This is a genomic window from Kitasatospora sp. Xyl93, from assembly GCF_055383135.1.
The window spans coordinates 981352-1000187 of sequence record NZ_AP029185.1 but is presented as its reverse complement, the minus strand read 5'-3'; the positions used below and the strand labels follow the sequence as shown (position 1 = coordinate 1000187).

The following is an 18836-nucleotide window of genomic DNA, read 5'->3' as shown; positions in this document are numbered from 1 at the left end:
GTTCGCTGCGCGGATGGGAGAACGCATGCCCGGGACCCGACACTTCGGAGGCGGCAGGACCAGCCGCGCGGCCCGGTGGCTGGCGGCCGCCCTGCTCGTCCCGGCCCTGGCGGCCTGCGGTGGCGGCGGCGACTCAGGCTCGACCGGCGCCAACCAGACCGGGCAGAACGACCGGAACGGCGGTTCGGGCCGGCCGGACGACCAGCGGACCAAGGAGGAGGCGGGCCAGGGCGGGTTCCGCAACGCCGGCCAGCCCTCGGCGAGCGTCCAGGGCACCGACAACACCGCCCTGATCAGCCTCTCCTTCCCGTCGAAGACCAGCTTCGAGGCCGTCATCAGCAAGGTCGCCGACTGCGGCAGTACGGTGTACGCCACCCCGGCCGAGCGAACGGTCCGGGTGACCGACGGCAGGACCGAGCCGGCCGAGTTCACCCTCCCGCAGTGGAAGCCGAAGACGACGGCCCGGACCATCTGCCTCACGGTGTCGGCGGACGACTCCACCAAGCGGATCCAGGGCGATGGCTCGGTGCAGATCATCAGCCCGGACGAAGGGGCCACCACCGACGACAGCGGGACCCCGGACGACGGCGGAACACCGGACGACGGCGGGAGCCCCACCGGCGAGTCGACCCCGTACGGCGGCGGCGCCACCGGCGACGGGAGCACCCCCTGAGCCCTGCCGAGGAGGACCCCGCGGGCGAGCCCCGGCAGCCGGAGGCGCGCTCCTGGACCGACTGGATCACCAAGCTCGCCTCCTGGGTCGCCCCGACCACCCTCCTCACCGCGCTGCTCTTCTTCTTCGGCTACGCCTACACCAGCTCGCTCTACGCCTACTTCGGCATCGACGCCGGCACGATCGGCTTCGCCACCCAGGACCTGCTGCTCCGCAGTTCCCCCGCGCTCTACGTCCCGGCCGGGGTCGCCCTGTGCGGGGCCCTGGTCGGCGCGCTGGTCTACCACCTCGCGACCAGGGCGGCCGGCGGCGGCGGGGGCGGCGCCCGGACGGTGCGGTGGATCTGCCTGGCCGTGATCGCGCTGGTCGTACCGCTGCTGCTGCTCGGCTTCCTGGCCGGCTTCGAGGTGTTCGACGCCGGGACGACGGGCACCCCGCTGCTGATCGGCGGCGCGCTGCTGCTCGGGGTCCTGGCCCGGACGATGTACGTGCGCAGCACCGGCGCGCCGTACCCGCTGGCCGGGGAGCGCGCGGCGCTGGGCATCAGCGTGGCGATCATCGTGCTCTGCTCGTACTGGGCGGTCGGCGGCTACGCCCAGCAGAAGGGCACGGCCGACGCCGAGCAGCTCGCCCACCACCTCTACCGGCGTCCGGCGGTCGTCCTGGACACCGCGGAGCGCCTCCACCTGGGCTGGTCCGGGGTTCGGGAGACGGCGCTGTCCGACGTGGAGCCGGGCGCGCGGTTCCGCTACCGCTACGAGGGCCTGCGGCTGCTCGCCCACGCCGGCGGGCGGATGTTCCTCGTCCCGCGCGACTGGACGTGGGAGACGGGCAACGGGCTGATCGTCCCGTTCGACGCCACCGTCCGGGTCGCCTTCCACCCCGGCTGAGGCCCGGCGGCGCCCCGCGCCGTCCGTCACCGGCCCCGAGTACGGCTGCGCCGCGGTCCGTCCCCCTCGACGGACCGCGGCGCAGCGGCTTCACAGGCGTCGGAGCGCCTCGGTCACACCTGCTGCCAGAGCGCGGGGACGATCGGCGGCTCCCAGCCGACCTGGGCGGTGTGGCCCTGGAGGCAGCGGTAGCTGACCCCGTTGTAGGTCACCACGTCACCGGCCTGGTAGGTGGTGCCGGCGGCCCAGGTGCCACCGGGGTTCGGCGTGTCGCCGCCCACCACCAGGGAGAAGCTGGTGCTGTGGGTGGCCGAGCCGGTCCCGGTCAGGGTGATGTTGTACGTCCCGGCGGCGGTCGAGGCGGAGGTGGCGACGGTGAGCGTCGCCGAGCCGCCGGACTGCACCGAGGACGGGTTGAAGGAGACCGTCACCCCGGCCGGGGCGCCCGAGGCGGTCAGGTTGACCGTCTGGGCCGAACCGGAGGTGGTCGAGGTGGCGACCGTCGCGGTGGCGGTCTCACCGGGCTTGACGGTGGCGGTGGTCGGGTTCACCGAGACGGAGAAGTCGTTGGCGGGCGTGGTGCCGCCGACCGAGGTCTTCCAGATGGTGTACGCCACGCCGTCGGCGCTGCGGTTCAGCACCGTCGCGTCGATGTTGTTGGTGGTGTCGCAGGAGGAGTGGTAGCAGGAGTCGTAGGAACGTCCCGCCGTGCCGCCCCACTTGGCCGCCTGCGCCGAGGTCTTGGTGTCGCTGGCGCCGGCCGCGTAGCCCGACGTCGGGATGCCGGCCTGCTGGAAGGAGTAGTCGTCGGAGCGGCCCTGGCCCTCGACGTTCTCCTCCGGCTTGAGGTTCAGCGAGTCCCAGTAGGCCTTCATCGGCGCGGAGGCCGAGGAGTTGATGTTGTTGATGAAGTAGCCGGCGTTGGTCGAGCCGACCATGTCGAAGTTGTAGTACGCCTTGATCGCGGAGCGCTGGGCGGAGCTCAGCTGGCCGACGTAGGACTGCGAGCCCTGCAGGCCCTGCTCCTCACCGGTCCACCAGGCGAACCGGACGTGCCGGGTCAGGCTGGGGTTCTGCTGGGCGAGCGCGAGCGCGTTCTCCAGCAGGGTGGCCGAGCCGGAGCCGTTGTCGTTGATGCCGGGGCCGGCCGAGACGCTGTCCAGGTGGGCGCCGAACATGGTGACCTGGTCGGACGGGCCGCCGGGCCAGTCGGCGATCAGGTTGTTGGACTGGTAGGTGCAGGAGGTGCAGGTCTGCTCGGTGACGTTGTAGCCGGCCGCCTGCAGCTTGCCCTTGATGTACGCCACCGACTGGCTGTGCCCGGCGCTGCCCGCCCGGCGGTGGCCGCCGTTCTGGTTGGCGATGCTGTTCAGCTGGGACAGGTGGGCCTGGACCTTGGCGACGTCGATGTCGGGCGCCGGACCGCCGGGGTTGCCCCCGCCGCCGACCGTCAGGCCGTACTGGGCGGTGTGGCTGGTCGAGCCGGCGGTGCCGGTGACGGTGATCTGGTAGGTCCCGGCCGCGGCCGCCGCGGAGGCCGCGAGCGTCAGCGTCGAGGAGGAACCCGCCTGCACCGAGGAGGGGTTGAAGGTGGCGGTGACGCCGGCGGGCAGGCCCGAGGCGGTGAGGTTGACGGTCTGGGCGGTGCCGGAGGCGACGGCGGTGGCGACCGTGGCGGTGGTGGAGGCACCGGGCTGGACGGAGCCGGAGGCCGGGTTGAGGGAGAGCGAGAAGTCGCTGTTCCCGGACGGCGTGCAGGTGGGGTCGCCGCTCTGGGCGGGGACGCTGACGGCGTCCCAGGCGGCCTTGGTGCGGGTGAAGAAGGTGCAGGTCGGGTCGAGGTTCTTGGCGGCGGTCAGGGTCGCGGTGCGGTAGCGCTTGTAGGTCATGCCGCTGGTCTTGAGGAGCATGCCGCCGTAGAAGACGCGGCCGGCGTCCTTGATGCCGATGCCGGTGACGGAGGAGTTGTTGCAGGTGGGGCTGGTGGGCTTGCCGCCGCCGGGGTTGGAGCCCTCGGCGAGGAGGTAGAACCAGTGGTTCAGCGGGCCGGCCGCCGCGTGCTCCTCGGTCTGCGGGATGGACGCCGAGTAGCAGTTGGGGTTGTTGCTCACCAGTGAGGGGTTGTACATGTTGCGGATCGGGCCGCTGCCGACCAGGTTGATCATCTCGCCGACGGTGTAGTCCGGGGCGTCGTAGGGGGCGCTCTGGTTGGCGTAGGACTCGGTGAGGGCGCCCATGATGTCGCCGGTGGCCTCGCCCAGGCCGGACTCGTTGTTGGCGCCGCCGGGGGTGTACTGGTCCAGGCCGTGGCCGAACTCGTGGCCCACCACGTCGATGGACGCGATCCACTTGTTGGCCTGGCTGTGGCCGATGGAGACCGTGCTGCCGTCCCAGTAGGCGTTGACGTCGTTGAGCCCGACCTTGACCGGCCAACTGCCGCCGTTGCCGTTGTGCCCGTTGCGACCGAGCCAGTCGCGGAGCATGTCCCATTCCTTCTGGGCCGCGAACATCGCGTCGCCGCAGCCGGTCTCCTTGCTGGAGGCGCTGCCGTTGCCCCAGGTGTCGCTGGACTTGGAGAAGACCTGGCCGGTGCCGTAGTCGGAACAGGACAGGCCCGGGCGGTTGGGGTCGCGCAGCGAGTACGAGCCCCCCGAGCTGGTGGTGCTGATGCTCGGGGACGGGCCGTTCCACTCGCTGTTGACGGTGCCCGCGCGGACGTCGTCGTAGCTGTCGATCACCTCGCCGGTGGCGGCGTCGACGAAGACGTGCAGGCGGCTGGGGGTGGCGCCGCGGTGCCCGGTGAGGACGCTCTCCCAGGCCAGTCGGGCGCCCTGGCCGTCCTTGACCCGGACGACCAGGCGGGGGGCTTCGGCGGCGTCCGCCGTCGGTAGCGCGGTGCGGGCGGTCTTCTCGGCCTGGTCGGCGGGTATCCGGGGGGTGGTGGAGCCGCCGACGGGGCCGGGGGCGGCGGACTGCAGGCCGCGGATCCTGCCCTGGCCGTCGGCGAGGACGACCGCGTCGCCGCCGACCACGGGCAGGCCGTGGTAGCTGCGCTCGTAGGCGACGGAGTAGAGGCCGGCGACCCAGGGCGTGACGGACTTGCGTTCGTAGGTCTCGTCGGGGCCCTTGGCCAGGGCGTCCAGGCCGGCCGCGGTGGCGGCGTCGGCCGCGTTCACGGCCGCGGCCAGCGCGCTCGGCGGGGCCGGGGAGGGGGCGGGCGCGGCGGTGGCCGGCCCCGCGGTGGCGGCGATCATGCCGGCCAGCACGGTCAGGGTGGTCGCTGTGGTCAGCAACCTCCCCGCGGAAATCCTGCGTTGCATCGAGGCTCCTCGCATGTGGGGGTCCTCGACCGCGGACGGTAGGGCTGGTGGCACACCGCAGGGCCGCATGGGGAGGACGGCCGTGCGGACCGTCCGCGCTCGGGTGCCCCGAACCCTCACACGGCGTCATGCCCGGGTCAATGCCTGGTGCGCGGCGGGAAAGGGGTTGGCAAATTCCGTCAAGCTGGGGTTTTCTTCAAGTGGTTGAGACCACGTCATGTACGGGACGGGTGGCGATCGAGTACCGTCCTCGTCATCGGAGTCGTCGGAATCACAGGAATCGTCGGCGGGCCCTGCGACCGGCCGCCGGGGACGACGCGCCCGGGGAGGCAGCCGTGCAGCGGAACCGTGTGGCCCCTGCGGCGGCGGTGCCGGCACCGCCGACCGGCCGCGGGCAGGACGCCTGGCGGGAGTTCGGCGCCCGGCTGCGGCACTGGCGGCGCCGGGCCGGCCTCACCCAGGCGCAGCTCGGCGCCGGGATCGGCTACGACCACACCGCGGTCAGCAGGATCGAGCACGGCGCCCGCCGGGTCACCCCCCGGATCGCCGACCGGATCGACGACCTCCTCGGCGCCGGCGGCGAGTTGAGCGCCGCCTGCCAGCGGGCCGAGAGCGCCGAGCTCCACGTCCCGGACGCCCTCTCGCCCGCGCTGCTCCGGCCCCCGCTGCCCAGCGGGGAGCCGGCCGGCGCGCCCGTCCCGCCCGCGGCCCCCGCTCCGCCGCGACTGCCCGACTACGGCCTGCTCTGCCCGCTGCACGGCGCCGAGGGCTGCGCCGTCCCCGAGCGGGGGGAACTCGCCGCCCTGCACGCCGAGTTCTGCGCCCCCGAGGCACTCGCCGATCCGGCCGCCGCGCCCCCGCTGGACGCCGTCACCGCGCACGCGCTGACCGGGCTGCTCGCCTCCCACCTGCGCTCCGGGGAGACCGGCGACCGGCCGGGCCTGGCCGCCGCCGTCGAGCGCACCCTGCGCGCCGTGCTCGCCCGGCTCGCCGCCGCCCCCGCCGCGCAGCGCGGCCCGCTGGTCCGGCTGGCGGCCGAGCACGCCCACGCGGCCGGCGCGCTGCGGATGCAGGACGGCCGCAACGCCACCGCGATGGCCTGCTACGACCGCGCCCTCACCTGGGCCGGCCTGGCCGCGGACCAGCCCACCCAGGTCGGCACGCTCAGCGACATGAGCATCCTGGCCCGGCTGGACGGGGACCCGGTCGCCGCCCTCGGCTACGCCCGCGAGATCGAACGGGTCGCCCCGGACCGGCACTGGGCCGGGGCGATGGGCCGGATCAGCCGGGCCCGGGCGTACGCCCTCACCGGCGACGTGCGGGCGACCGTCCGGCAGATCGGCCTGGCCCGGGCGCACCTGGACCACATCGGTGCGGAGGACGAGGTCGACGTGCCGTGGCTGTCCATCGCCTCGATGCGGATGCGGGTCGAGTCCGCGGCGGCCGCCGCGCTGCGCGACCTCGCCGCGGCCACCGACGACCCCCGGCTGGCCCGCCGGGCGCTGGACGCCACCGAGACCGCCCTGGGCCTGCTCGGCCCGGACCAGCTGCCCTCCAGCCGCCTGCTCTTCACCGTCCGGGCGGCCGACTGCCACGTCTGCGCGCACGACCCGGCGACGGCCGTCGAACTGCTCGGCCCCGCCCTGGCGGCGACCGGCGCGACCGCGCTGCCCGCGCTGGTCGAGTACGAGCTGCGCGGTCTGCGCGACCGTCTCGCGGCGCACGCGCCCCGTGCCGCACACCGACTGGTGGAGCCGGCCCGGTCCTGACCGGGTGGTGGTCCGGGGGCCGCGGCGGCGTCCGTCCCGGTTGGCCGGATCGGTGGCGGCGCAGGGCGGCGTGGAAGGGGCGCACACCAGCGCCCGTTCGCCGGAACAACCGAGTCCGCACGCCGCCAACTCCCGGCTCTTCTCGAAAATGCGCCCCCTTCGCGCCGCTCAGACGTCAACTTCGTGCGCGTATAGTCCGCCGATCGGGTCATTCATGGAGTTAACACGTCGAATGACTGTCACGACGCGTGTCTGCCGCTAGAGTCTCTGACGTTTCCAGTCGTTAGTCCGCGAAGAACGGGGGGCGCGTGCTGTCAGCCATTGCCCGCCGGCTCGCCCATCCGCTGCTGCTCCTGGGTGTGCTGTGCACGGCCGTCGCGACCCTGCACTTCCGCTGGGCGCCGGACCGGGTCTCCCCGCTCTTCCTGGTCACCGTCATCGGATATCTGGCGGTCCTGGAGCGGGTGATCCCGTACCGGACCGAATGGCACCCGAGCCGACGCGAACTCGGCTGGTACAGCGTCTACTTCGTGCTGAGCATGGTCGGCGGCGCACTGGCCCAGGGGCTGGTCACGACGCTGGTGGAGGTGCTCGGCCCGGCCCACCCGGCGCTGCCGTTCGCGGTGGAGATCCCACTCGCGCTGCTGGTCGGCTCGCTCGGCGACTACCTCGTGCACCGCTGGTCCCACCGCAACCGGTGGCTCTGGCGGCTGCACGGGGTGCACCACGTCCCGGACAAGGTGAACGTCGCGAACAACGGCGTGAATCATTTCCTGGACGTGCTCGTCGCCCAGTCCGTGGTCCAACTGTCACTGGCGCTGATCGGATTCTCCCCGGATTCGGTGTTCGTGGTCGGAATATTCGTGCTTGCCCAGGGGTATTTCGTCCACGCCAACATCGATGTCCGAATCGGTCTGCTCGGCCACGTCCTGGCCGGCCCGGAACTCCACCGCCTGCACCACAGCACCGACCTCGCCGAAGCGGGCCACTACGCCTCGGACCTCTCGCTCTGGGACCACGTGTTCGGGAGCTTCACCTGGCGGCCCGGCAGAGTGCCGAAGGCCGTCGGCCTCACCGACCCGGCCGCGTTCCCCGCCACCGGGGAACTCGGCGCCACCCTGCTGCACCCCTGGCGCCGGGCGAAGGCCACCGAGCAGTCCGTCTGAACCCCGGCCCGTGAGGCCGCCCCCCCACCTGCCCGTGCCCCCGGCGCCACGCCTTCACCCTCGGAATGGATCATGACCTCCTCGCCCTTCGCCGTGCCCCGCGAGCGCATCGCGATCACCGGTATCGGCTGCCGCCTGCCGGGACACGCCAACGACCACCGCTCCTACTGGCGCAACCTGATCGAGGGCCGGGACTGTCTCACCGAGACGCCCGCCGACCGCTACGACACCGGCACCCTGGGCAGCAGGGACCGGGCCAAGCCGGGGCGGCTGATCGGCGGCCGGGGCGGCTACATCGACGGCTTCGACACCTTCGACCCGGACTTCTTCGGGATCAGCCCGCGCGAGGCCGAACACATGGACCCGCAGCAGCGCAAGCTCCTGGAGGTCAGCTGGGAGGCCCTGGAGGACGGCGGCCTGCGCCCCGGCGAACTGGCCGGCCGGGAGGTCGGCGTCTACATGGGCGCCTTCACCCTGGACTGGAAGATCCTCCAGTTCGCCGACCTCGACTTCGCCACCATCGCGGCGCACACCGCCACCGGCACCATGATGACGATGGTGTCCAACCGGATCTCGCACTGCTTCGACTTCCGCGGGCCCAGCGTCTCGATCGACACCGCGTGCAGCTCCTCGCTGGTCGCGGTCCACCTCGCCTGCCAGAGCCTGCTCCGCGGCGAGACCGAACTCGCCCTGGCCGGCGGCGCCCTGCTGCACATGGCGCCGCAGTACACGATCGCCGAGACGAAGGGCGGCTTCCTCTCCGCGGACGGCCGCTCGCGCGCCTTCGACGCCTCCGCCGACGGCTACGTCCGGGCCGAGGGCGTCGGCGTGGTCGTGCTCAAGCGGCTTTCCGACGCGCTGCGCGACGGGGACCCGGTGCACGCCGTCATCCTCGGCACCGGCGTCAACCAGGACGGCCGCACCAACGGCATCACCGTCCCCAGCGCGGACGCCCAGGTCACCCTGATCGAGCGGGTGTGCGCCGAGGCCGGGGTGCGGCCCGGCAGCCTCCAGTACGTCGAGGCGCACGGCACCTCCACCCCGGTCGGCGACCCGATCGAGGCCGCCGCCCTGGGCCGGGTGCTCGGCATCGGCCGCCGCGCCGGGGAGCGCTGCTACGTCGGCTCGGTCAAGACCAACATCGGGCACACCGAGGCGGCGGCCGGCGTCGCCGGACTGATCAAGACCGCGCTCGCGATCAAGCACCGCCGCATCCCGCCGCACCTCAACCTGGAGCAGCCCAACCCCGGCATCGACCTGGACGCGCTGCCGTTCGAGATCCCGACCGCCCCGGTGGACTGGCCCGAACACCGGGGCCCGGCCCGCGCCGGCGTCAACTCCTTCGGCTTCGGCGGCACCAACGCCCACGTCCTGCTGGAGGAGCCGCCGCGGCCCGCGCCCGCCGTACCGGCCGCCGAACCGGCCCGCACGGTGCTGCCGCTGAGCACCAAGGACACCGCCGGACTGCCCGAACTGGCCGCCGCCGTACGGCAGGAGCTCGCCGACGGGGTGTCCCTGGCCGACCTCGGCCACACCCTGGCGCACCGCCGCCAGCACCTGCCCGAGCGGCTCGGGGTGGTCTACTCCACCCGGGAGGACCTGGCCGAGGCGCTGGCCGCGTACGAGCGCGGCGAGGAGCACCCCCGGGTGGTCCAGGGCCGCGCCCGGGAGCGCCGGCAGCGCCGACTGGCCTGGGTGTTCACCGGCATGGGCCCGCAGTGGTGGGGGATGGGCCGGGGGCTGTACGAGCACGAGCCGGTCTACCGGGAGGCCGTGCAGGCCGTCGACCGGGAGATCCGCGCCCAGGCCGACTGGTCGCTGCTGACCGAGCTGGGCCGCCCCGAAGCGGACTCCCGGATGGCCGAGACCTGGCTGGCCCAGCCCGCCAACTTCGCCGTCCAGGTAGGGCTTTCGGCGCTCTGGCGGAGCCACGGCCTGCGCCCCGACGCGGTGGTCGGCCACAGCACCGGCGAGGTCGCCGCCTTCCACGAGGCCGGGGTGTACGACCTGGCCGACGCCGTCCGGGTGGTGCTCGCCCGCAGCCGGCTCCAGCAGCGCCTGGCCGGTACCGGCACCATGCTCGCGGTCGGCCTGCCGGAGGCCGAGGCCGAGCGCCGGATCCGCCCGTACCGCTCGCTGGTCTCGCTCGGCGCGGTCAACAGCCCCTCCGCGGTGACCCTGGCCGGGGACGCCGAGGCGCTGGCCGAACTGGCCGAGGAACTGCGCGGACAGGGCGTCTTCGCCCGTCTGCTGGACGTCGAAGTCCCATACCACAGCGTGCGGATGGACCCGATCCGGGACGAGCTGGTGGCCGCGCTCGCCGCCATCAAGCCGCAGGAGGCGCGGCTGCCGCTGTACCTGACCGCCCGCGAGGGCCTCGCCCGCGGGCCGGAGCTGGACGGCGAGTACTGGTGGCAGAACGTCCGCAACCCGGTCCGCTTCCGGGCCGCCGTCGAGCGGATGGCCGAGGACGGCCACGGGCTGTTCCTGGAGCTCGGCCCGCACCCGGTGCTCGGCCACGCGATCCGCGAGTGCGCCGAGCAGGCGCACACCCTGCCGTCGATCCGCCGGCAGCAGGACGAGCCCGAGCGCTTCGCCCGCAGCCTCGCCGAACTGCACACCCTCGGAGTCGAGTTGAGCTGGAACGCGCTGCACCCGGGCGGCCGCCCGGTGCCGCTGCCCCGCTACCCCTGGCGGCGCGACCGGTACTGGGTGGAGCCCGCGCCGGTCGCGCAGGTCCGGCTCGGCCGGCTCGACCACCCGCTGCTCGGCCGCCGCACCGCCGCCGCCCAGCCCGGCTGGACCGGCACGCTCGACCCCGAGCGGCTGCCCTACCTCACCGACCACCGGATCGAGGGCCAGGTGGTCTTCCCGGCCGCCGGGTACCTGGAGATGGCCGCCCAGGCCGTCCGCACCCTGACCGGCGGCACCGAGGTCACGCTGGCCGAGGTCGAACTCAACCGGGCGCTGTTCCTCTCCGAGACCGAGCCTGTTCCCGTCCAGCTCGGCTACTCGCCCGAGGACGCCCGCTTCACCGTCGCCTCCACCCCCGCCGGCGGCGAACCGACCGTGCACGCCGGCGGCCGGGTCCGCACCGGCCAGCGCCGCTCCTACGGGCCCGCGCCGGACATCGACGCCCTGCGCGCCCGCGGACGGCACCTGGACGGCCCGGACTGCTACCGGCGACTGGCCGCGCGCGGCTACGACTACGGGCCCGCCTTCCAGACCATCGCCGAGGTGTGGGCCGGCCCCGGCGAGGCGCTGGCCCTGGTCCGGCCGACCGCGCAGCTCGGCCCGGACGCGGCCGACCACCACCTGCACCCGGTGCTGCTGGACGGCTGCTTCCAGACCCTGCTCACCACCCAGCTGGAGGCGCCCGAGGGCGGCAGCGTCCGGCTCCCCGTCTCGATCGAGGAGGTCCGGCTCGACGGGACCGGCGACCGCCCGCTGTGGGTGCACGCCACCGTCACCCGGGACACCGGCGAGGAGCTCGTCGGCGACCTCGCGCTCTACGCCGAGGACGGCACCCCGGTCGGCAGGGTCACCGGCTTCCGGGTCGCCGACGTCGCCCAGGCCCCCGCCTCCGTCGGGCTCGCCACCATCGACGGCTGGCTCACCGAGGTCGCCTGGGTGGCCGCCGCCGGACCGGCCGCCGACGAGGACCCCGGCGACCTGCTGCTGTTCGCCGACGAGGGCGGCCTCGCCGAGCGGCTGGCCGCACTGGCCGCCGGGCGCGGCGCCCGCTGCCACCTGGTCCGGCCCGGCACCGGGTACCGGCACGACGAGGGGCGCTCGACCGTCCGGCCCGACTCCGCCGAGGACCTCCAGCGGCTCTTCGCGGACCTGGACAGAGGGTTCGCCACCGTCGTCCACCTCTGGAACCTCGACCAGCCCGCGCTGGCCGCCACCTCCGCCGACCGGCTCGGCCCGCTGGCCACGCTCGGCGCCTACTCCCTGATCACCCTTGCCCCGGCCCTGTCCGCCGCCCGCCCGGACGGCCGGCTGCACATCGTCACCCGGGGCACCCAGCCCGCCGCCCCCGGCGACCGGGTCGAACCGCTCGGCGCCCCCGCCTGGGGCATCGGCCGGGTGCTCTGGCAGCAGGAACTCGTCGCCCAGCACGGCACCCTGATCGACCTCGACCCGGCCGTCGAGGCCGCCGACCAGGCCGAGGCGCTGCTCGCCGAACTCGCCGCCCGGGACGAGCAGGAGATCGCCCTGCGGGCCGGCGGCCGGCTCACCAGTCGGCTGCGGCAGGCCGAGGGCCTCACCCGCCCGCTGCCGCCGGTCCTGCGCCCCGACGGCAGCTACCTGGTCACCGGGGCCTTCGGTGCCCTCGGCCGGCTGCTCTGCCGCACCCTCGTCCGGCGCGGCGCCCGGCGGCTGATCCTGGTCGGCCGCACCGCCCTGCCCGAGCGCTCCCGGTGGGCGGGCACCGACCCGGACAGCCCCGTCGGTGAGCGGATCGCCTTCCTGCGCGAACTCCAGGCGCTCGGCGCCGAACCGCTGCTCGCCCCCGTCGACGTCACCGACGAGACCGCCCTCGCGGACTGGCTCGCCGACTACCGGCAGCGCCAACTCCCGCCGATCCGAGGCGTGTTCCACCTCGCCGGGCAGGTCAAGGACACCCTGCTGGCCCAGATGGACCGCCCGTCCTTCGACGCCGGCTACGCCCCCAAGGTGATCGGCGCCCACCTGCTGCACCGGCTGCTGAGCGACGAACCGCTCGACCACTTCGTGCTGTTCGCCTCCGTCGCCTCGCTGCTCACCACCGCCGGACAGACCAACTACGCGGCCGGCAACGCCTTCCTGGACGCCCTCGCCCACCACCGCCGGGCCGAGGGGCTGCCCGGGCTCAGCCTGGACTGGGGCCCCTGGGCCACCGGCATGATCGAGGAGCTGGGCCTGGTCGCCCACTACCGCGACGCCCGCGGCATGAGCTCGCTGCCGCCGGACGCCGGAACGGCCGTCCTGGAGCGCGTCCTCGGCCAGGACCGCGCCCAGCTGCTGGTCGCCACCGTGGTCGACTGGCCGACCTTCCTCGCCTGGTACCCGGCGCCGCCGCCGCTGGTCGCCGACCTGGCGGCGAGCGCCGCCGAACAGGCCCCGGCCGAGACCGGCGGCTTCCTGGACGCCTACCGCGCCGCCGACCCGCAGGCCCGCCGGGAGCTGGTCACCGAGCGGTTCACCGCCGCCGCCGCGGCCGTGCTGCGGATCGGCGCCGAGCGGATCGACGCGGAGACCAGGCTCGGCGCACACGGCCTGGACTCGCTGCTCGCGATGGAGCTGCGCGCCCGGGTGCACGGCGAACTCGGCGTCGCCCTCCCGGTGGTGGCCCTGCTCAGCAACGGCACCGTCGGCGACCTGGTCGACCTGCTCACCGAGGGCCTGGCCGAGCGGCTCGCCGCCGACGGCGGCCCGGCCGAGGCCGAGGTGGAGCTGTACACCGACGAGTCCCGCTTCCCGCTCACCCACAACCAGCAGGCGCTCTGGTTCCTGCGCCTGCTCCACCCGGACGGCTTCGCGTACAACATCGGCGGCGCCGTCGAGGTCCGCGCCGAGCTCGACCCGGAGCTGATGTTCGGGGCCTTCCGCTTCCTCGTCGCCCGGCACCCCGAGCTGCGCGCCGCCTTCACGGCCGAGGAGGGCCGGCCGGTCCAGCGGATCCGGGAGGACGCCGAGGCCGACACCGGGCTGTTCGACGTCGAGGGCCGGCCGTGGGAGGAGATCCACGACCTGATCGTCCGCGAGTACCGGCGGCCGTACGACCTGGCCGAGGACCCGCTGGTGCGGCTGCGGCTGTTCCGGCGCGGCCCGGATTGCTGGGTGCTGATGAAGGCCGTCCACCACATCGTCTCGGACGCGATCTCCACCTTCACCTTCATCGAGGAGCTGTTCGAGGTCTACGAGGCGCTGCGCCAGGGCCGCACCCCGGAACTGCCCCCGGTGCCCGCCCGCTACCTGGACTTCCTCAACCGCCAGAACCGCTTCCTGGCCGGGCCCGAGGCCCGGCGGATGCTCGACTACTGGCGCGGCCACCTGCCGGTCGAGATGCCGGTGCTGGCGCTGCCCACCGACAAGCCGCGCCCGGCCGTGCAGACCCACAACGGCGCCTCCGAGTTCTTCCGGCTCGACGCCGACCTCACCGCCAGGGTCCACGAGCTGGCCCGCGCCAACGGCGCCACCCCGTTCATGGTGCTGCTCAGCGCCTACTACCTGCTGCTGCACCGCTGGTCCGGGCAGCCGGACATCGTGGTCGGCAGCCCGGTCACCGGCCGCACCGAGGAGGAGTTCGCCTCCGTCTACGGCTACTTCGTCAACCCGCTGCCGCTGCACGTGAGCCTGGCCGGGGAGCCGACCGTCGCCGAACTGCTCTCCCGGGTGCGGGAGAGCGTGCTCGGCGGGCTGGACAACCAGGAGTACCCCTTCCCGCTGCTGGTCGAGCAGCTCGGGCTCCAGCACGACCCGAGCCGCTCCGCGGTGTTCCAGGCGATGTTCATCCTGCTCACCCACAAGGTCGCCGTGGAGCGCTTCGGCTACCGCCTGGAGTACATCGAACTGCCCGAGGAGGAAGGACAGTTCGACCTCACGCTGTCCGCCTACGAGGACCGTTCGGACGGCTGCTTCCACTGCGTCTTCAAGTACAACTCCGACCTCTTCGAGCCCGCCACCGTCCAGCGGCTGGCCGCCCACTACCGCAACCTGCTGGACGCCATGACCCGCGCCGCCGAGAGCGAGCCGGTCGGCCGGCTGCGGATGCTGGGCGAGGCCGAACGGCGGGAGATCCTCACCGGCTTCAGCGGCGCCGGGCACCGGATCGAGCACGGCACCCCGGTGCCGGAGCTGATCGCCAAGGCCGCCGCCGAGCGGCCGGAGGCCGTCGCGGTGGTCGCGCCCGGCCGGGACGCCGTCCGCCGGCTGACCTACGGCGAGCTGGACCGGCAGGCCCGGCGCGCCGCCGTACGCCTGCGCGAACTCGGCGTCGGCGAGGGCTCGGTGGTCGCGGTCTGCCTGGACAAGTCGCCCGAGCTGATCACCACCCTGCTGGCGATCTGGCGGGCCGGCGCCGCCTACCTGCCGCTCGACCCCGGACACCCGGCCGACCGGCTCGCCCACCAGGTGGCCGACGCCGGAGCGGAGCTGGTGGTGGTCGACCAGCGGCGCCCGCTGGTGGCCGACCTGCCCGCCCGGCCGGTCACCCTGGAGGAGCTGGACCGGCCGGTGCCGGACGGCGCCGCGGCGCTGCCCGCCGCCGACCCGGACCGGGCCGCCTACGTGATCCACACCTCGGGCTCCACCGGCCGCCCGAAGGGGGTCCGGGTCGACCACCGCAACCTGGCCGCCGTCACCGCCGGCTGGCGCGCCGAGTACCGGCTGGACACCGAGGTGCGGGTGCACCTCCAGATGGCCGGTACCGCCTTCGACGTGTTCTCCGGCGACCTCGCCCGGGCGCTCAGCACCGGCGGCACCCTCGTCCTGGTCGACCGGGAACTGCTCTTCGACACCGCCCGGCTGTACCGGGTGATGCGCGAGGAGGCCGTGGACGGCGGCGAGTTCGTGCCCGCGGTGGCCCGCGCACTGCTGGCGCACTGCGAGCGGGAGGGCCTGACGCTGGACTTCCTGCGGCTGCTGATCGTCGGCTCCGACTCCTGGAAGGCCGCCGAACACCAGCGGGTGCGCGCCCTGTGTGGCCCGCGGACCCGGCTGGTCAACTCCTACGGGCTCACCGAGGCCAGCGTCGACAGCACCTACTACGAGGGCGCGACCGACCGGCTGGAACCCGGCCGGATGGTGCCGATCGGACGGCCGTTCCCGAACAGCGCGGTGTACGTCCTGGACCCCTACGGCGAGCCCGTCCCGGCGGGCGTGCCCGGCGAGCTGTGGATCGGCGGCGCGGGCGTCGCGGCCGGCTACCCCAACGACCCGGAGCAGACCGCCCGGCGCTTCGTCACCCTGGAGCTCGACGGAACGCCCCTGCGGCTCTACCGCACCGGCGACCTCGGCCACTGGGACACCGCCGGCACCCTGCACCTGCTCGGCCGGATCGACAACCAGGTCAAGGTCCGCGGCCACCGGATCGAGCTGGGCGAGATCGAGGCCCACCTCACCGCCCGCCCGGAACTCGCCCAGGCCTGCGTGGCCGTCCGGCAGGACGCCCGGGGCGAGGCCGTCCTCGCCGCCTACGTGGTGCCCGCCGAGGGCACCGCGCTGGACCGCCGCGAACTGCGCCGCCACCTGGCCGAGCACCTGCCCACCGTGATGATCCCCTCCTACCTCACCGAACTGCCCGCCCTGCCGCTCACCCCGAACGGCAAGGTGGACCTCGCGGCGCTGCCCGAGCCGAAGGCCGACACCGCCGGGGCCCAGCACGAACCACCCGTCACGCTCTACGAGACGAGGGTCGCCGAGCACTGGCGGAACCTGCTCGGCCTGGAGCAGGTCGGCCTCCAGCACGACTTCTTCGAACTCGGCGGCAGCTCGATCCGGCTGATCGAGCTGATCCACCACCTCCAGAGCGAGTTCAACATCAGCATCCCGGTCGGCCTGCTGTTCAAGGTCACCACCCTGCACGGGATGGCCCGCACCGTCGAACAGATCATCACCGGCGAGGTGGCCGGCGGCGAGCCCTACCTCTGGTTCAACGCCGGGGCGCCCGAGGACCGAACGGTGTTCTGCTTCCCGCCGGCCGGCGGGCACGGACTGGTCTACCGGCAGCTCGCCGCGCACCTCCCGGAGCACCGGATCGCCTCCTTCAACTACCTGACCGGCGACGACAAGACCGCCCGCTACGCGGACCTGGTCGAGGAACTGCACGCCGCCGGGCCGTACGTCCTGCTCGGCTACTCGCTCGGCGGCAACCTCGCCTTCGAGGTGGCCAAGGAGCTGGAACGGCGCGGACGAGAGGTGGCCTCGGTGCTGCTGGTGGACGCCTACCGGGTCACCGAGGCCTTCGACCTCGGCGAGGAGCACCTGGCCGTCTTCGAACGCGAACTCCACGAGCACCTGCACCGCCACACCGGCTCACGGATCGTCGCCCAGGAGACCCTCGAACAGGCCAGGGACTACCTGGAGTTCAGCAGCCGAACGCCCAACACCGGCACGGTGAAGGCCCAGTTGGACGTCGTCTGCGAATCCGACCGGCTCTCGGTGCACGTGGCCGGCGAGCCCGGCTCCTGGCACGGCGCCTCCACCACGGGCACCGCGGTGTACGTCGGGCACGGCGCCCACGCCGAGATGCTCGACGGGGAGTTCGCGGCCCGCAACGCCGAACTGGCGGGCTCCATCCTGGCCGGAGGGACCGCCGATGGCCGCGGCTGACCGCGGACCGGACTGGTCCACCAGGGAGCGGGCCCCCGGCAGCCCGCCCCGGGTCATCGTGATCGGAGCCGGCCTGGCCGGCCTCGCCACCGGCTGCTACGCGCAGATGAGCGGCCTGGAGACCCGGATCTTCGAGAAGCACGTGCTGCCCGGCGGCTGCTGCACCGCGTGGTCCCGGCACGGCTACCTGTTCGACTACTGCATCGACTGGCTGATCGGCACCGCCGAGGGCACCGGGGCGCACCAGGTCTGGAGCGAACTCGGCGCCCTGGACGGCAAGTCGGTGACCCGCTTCGACACCTTCAACCGGGTCGTCGACGAACACGGCCGGGCCGTCACCTTCTACGGCGACCCGGACCGGCTGGAGGCCCACCTGCTGGCCCTCGCACCCGGCGACGCCAAGCCGATCCGGGCCTTCTGCCGGGACCTGCGCCGCTTCGCCGCGATCGAGCTGCCCTGGGACCTCACCCCGCCGCCGCTGCGCACCCCGGCGGAACGGCTGCGCACCCTGCGCACCGTGCTGCCCGCGTTCCGGCTGTTCTGGCGCACCGCGACCACCCCGATGAGCGGCTTCGCCGAGCGCTTCCAGGACCCGCTGCTGCGGCGGGCGTTCCCCAACATGTTCCTCCAGGAGCCCGCGGGCTTCCCGCTGCTGCCGTACCTGTACACCCTGGCGGCCGCCCACAACGGCAACGCCGGGTTCCCGCAGGGCGGTTCGCTCGGGCTGGCCCGCTCGGTGGAGGAGCGCTACACCTCGCTCGGCGGGGTGATCGGCTACCGCTGCCGGGTGGAGCGCGTCCTGATCGAGGACGGGCGCGCGATCGGGGTGGAGCTCCGGGACGGCTCACGGCACTACGCCGACCACGTGGTGGCCGCCTGCGACGGCCCGACGGTGCTCGAACGGCTGCTGGAGGGCCGCTACTCCAGCCCTGCCACCGAGAAGCTGTACGGCGAACTGCTCGACAAGCCGGGCAACCTGTACCCGGCCGTGGTGTCCGCCTTCGTCGGCATCGACGGCCCGCTGCCCGCGGGCGAGCCGCACAGCACCACCTACCTGCTGGCGCCCGAGGACGGCGCGCGGCTGCCCGGCTCGCTCCAGCGCAGCCTGGTGGTGCAGATGCGCTCCTCCTACGCGGACGGCTTCGCGCCGCCGGGCAAGTCGGTGCTGCACTGCACCTACTTCAGCGACTACCGCTCCTGGAAGGACCTGCGGACCGAGGACCGCCGGGCCTACCGGGCGCGCAAGCAGGAAGTCGCGGCGTTCGTCCGGGAGTTCCTGGAGCGGACCTATCCCGGGCTCGGCGGGCGGATCGAACTCGTGGACGTGGCCTCGCCGGTGACCACCGAGCGGTTCACCGGCAACACCTACGGCAGCATCCTCGCCTGGCAGGCCTTCTCCGAGGCGGAGGACGCCGCCAACCGGCTGGTCAACCGGGACCGGATGCGGCTGCCCGGGCTGAGCGGCTTCTCCATGGCGGGCCAGTGGACCGCGCTCGGCGGGCTGATCCGGGCCGCCACCAGCGGACGGTTCGCCGCGCAGTACCTCTGCCGGGAGCTCGGCCGGCCGTTCCGGGCCTGGCCCAGCGACAACCGGGAGCCGTGGCACGCGGGGAAGTGGGGCCGCCTGCCGCAACTCGACCGGGCCACCGTGGGGCAGCCGGATGTGGGAGTGGCGGAAGTGGGAGTGGCGGAGTGAGCGG

General features: G+C 73.9%; 6 protein-coding genes. 5 read left to right on the top strand and 1 reads right to left on the bottom strand.

Annotation, left to right across the window (positions count from 1 at the left end):
* Positions 1 to 441: 441 nt before the first annotated feature.
* On the top strand, positions 442 to 1563 hold the full coding sequence (locus ACZ5GH_RS04220) for a hypothetical protein (protein WP_387747202.1): 1122 nt from the start codon (positions 442 to 444) through the stop codon (positions 1561 to 1563).
* 113 nt (positions 1564 to 1676) lie between these two features.
* On the opposite strand, the gene ACZ5GH_RS04215 is transcribed toward ACZ5GH_RS04220, so the two are convergent.
* The gene (locus ACZ5GH_RS04215) at positions 1677 to 4883 is read right to left on the bottom strand and encodes a M28 family peptidase (protein WP_464333464.1); all 3207 of its coding nucleotides are present in this window, start codon (positions 4881 to 4883) and stop codon (positions 1677 to 1679) included.
* 335 nt (positions 4884 to 5218) lie between these two features.
* Here ACZ5GH_RS04215 and ACZ5GH_RS04210 point away from each other — a divergent pair, with 335 nt between their 5' ends.
* The 4 genes from ACZ5GH_RS04210 to ACZ5GH_RS04195 all read left to right on the top strand — a co-directional run bounded on the left by ACZ5GH_RS04210 (position 5219) and on the right by ACZ5GH_RS04195 (position 18832).
* Positions 5219 to 6652, top strand: a complete 1434-nt coding sequence (locus tag ACZ5GH_RS04210) for a helix-turn-helix domain-containing protein (protein WP_464333463.1) — start codon at positions 5219 to 5221, stop codon at positions 6650 to 6652.
* A gap of 308 nt (positions 6653 to 6960) precedes the next feature.
* Positions 6961 to 7818 carry a sterol desaturase family protein gene (locus ACZ5GH_RS04205; protein WP_387747208.1) on the top strand — a complete coding sequence of 286 codons (858 nt, stop codon included), beginning with the start codon at positions 6961 to 6963 and terminating at the stop codon, positions 7816 to 7818.
* A 72-nt stretch (positions 7819 to 7890) separates the two neighbouring features.
* The gene (locus tag ACZ5GH_RS04200; protein WP_464333462.1) at positions 7891 to 17136 is read left to right on the top strand and encodes a non-ribosomal peptide synthetase/type I polyketide synthase; all 9246 of its coding nucleotides are present in this window, start codon (positions 7891 to 7893) and stop codon (positions 17134 to 17136) included.
* The gene (locus tag ACZ5GH_RS04195) at positions 17123 to 18832 is read left to right on the top strand and encodes a phytoene desaturase family protein (RefSeq protein ID WP_464333461.1); all 1710 of its coding nucleotides are present in this window, start codon (positions 17123 to 17125) and stop codon (positions 18830 to 18832) included. The genes ACZ5GH_RS04200 and ACZ5GH_RS04195 overlap by 14 nt, the downstream gene beginning before the upstream one ends.
* Positions 18833 to 18836 lie beyond the last annotated feature (4 nt).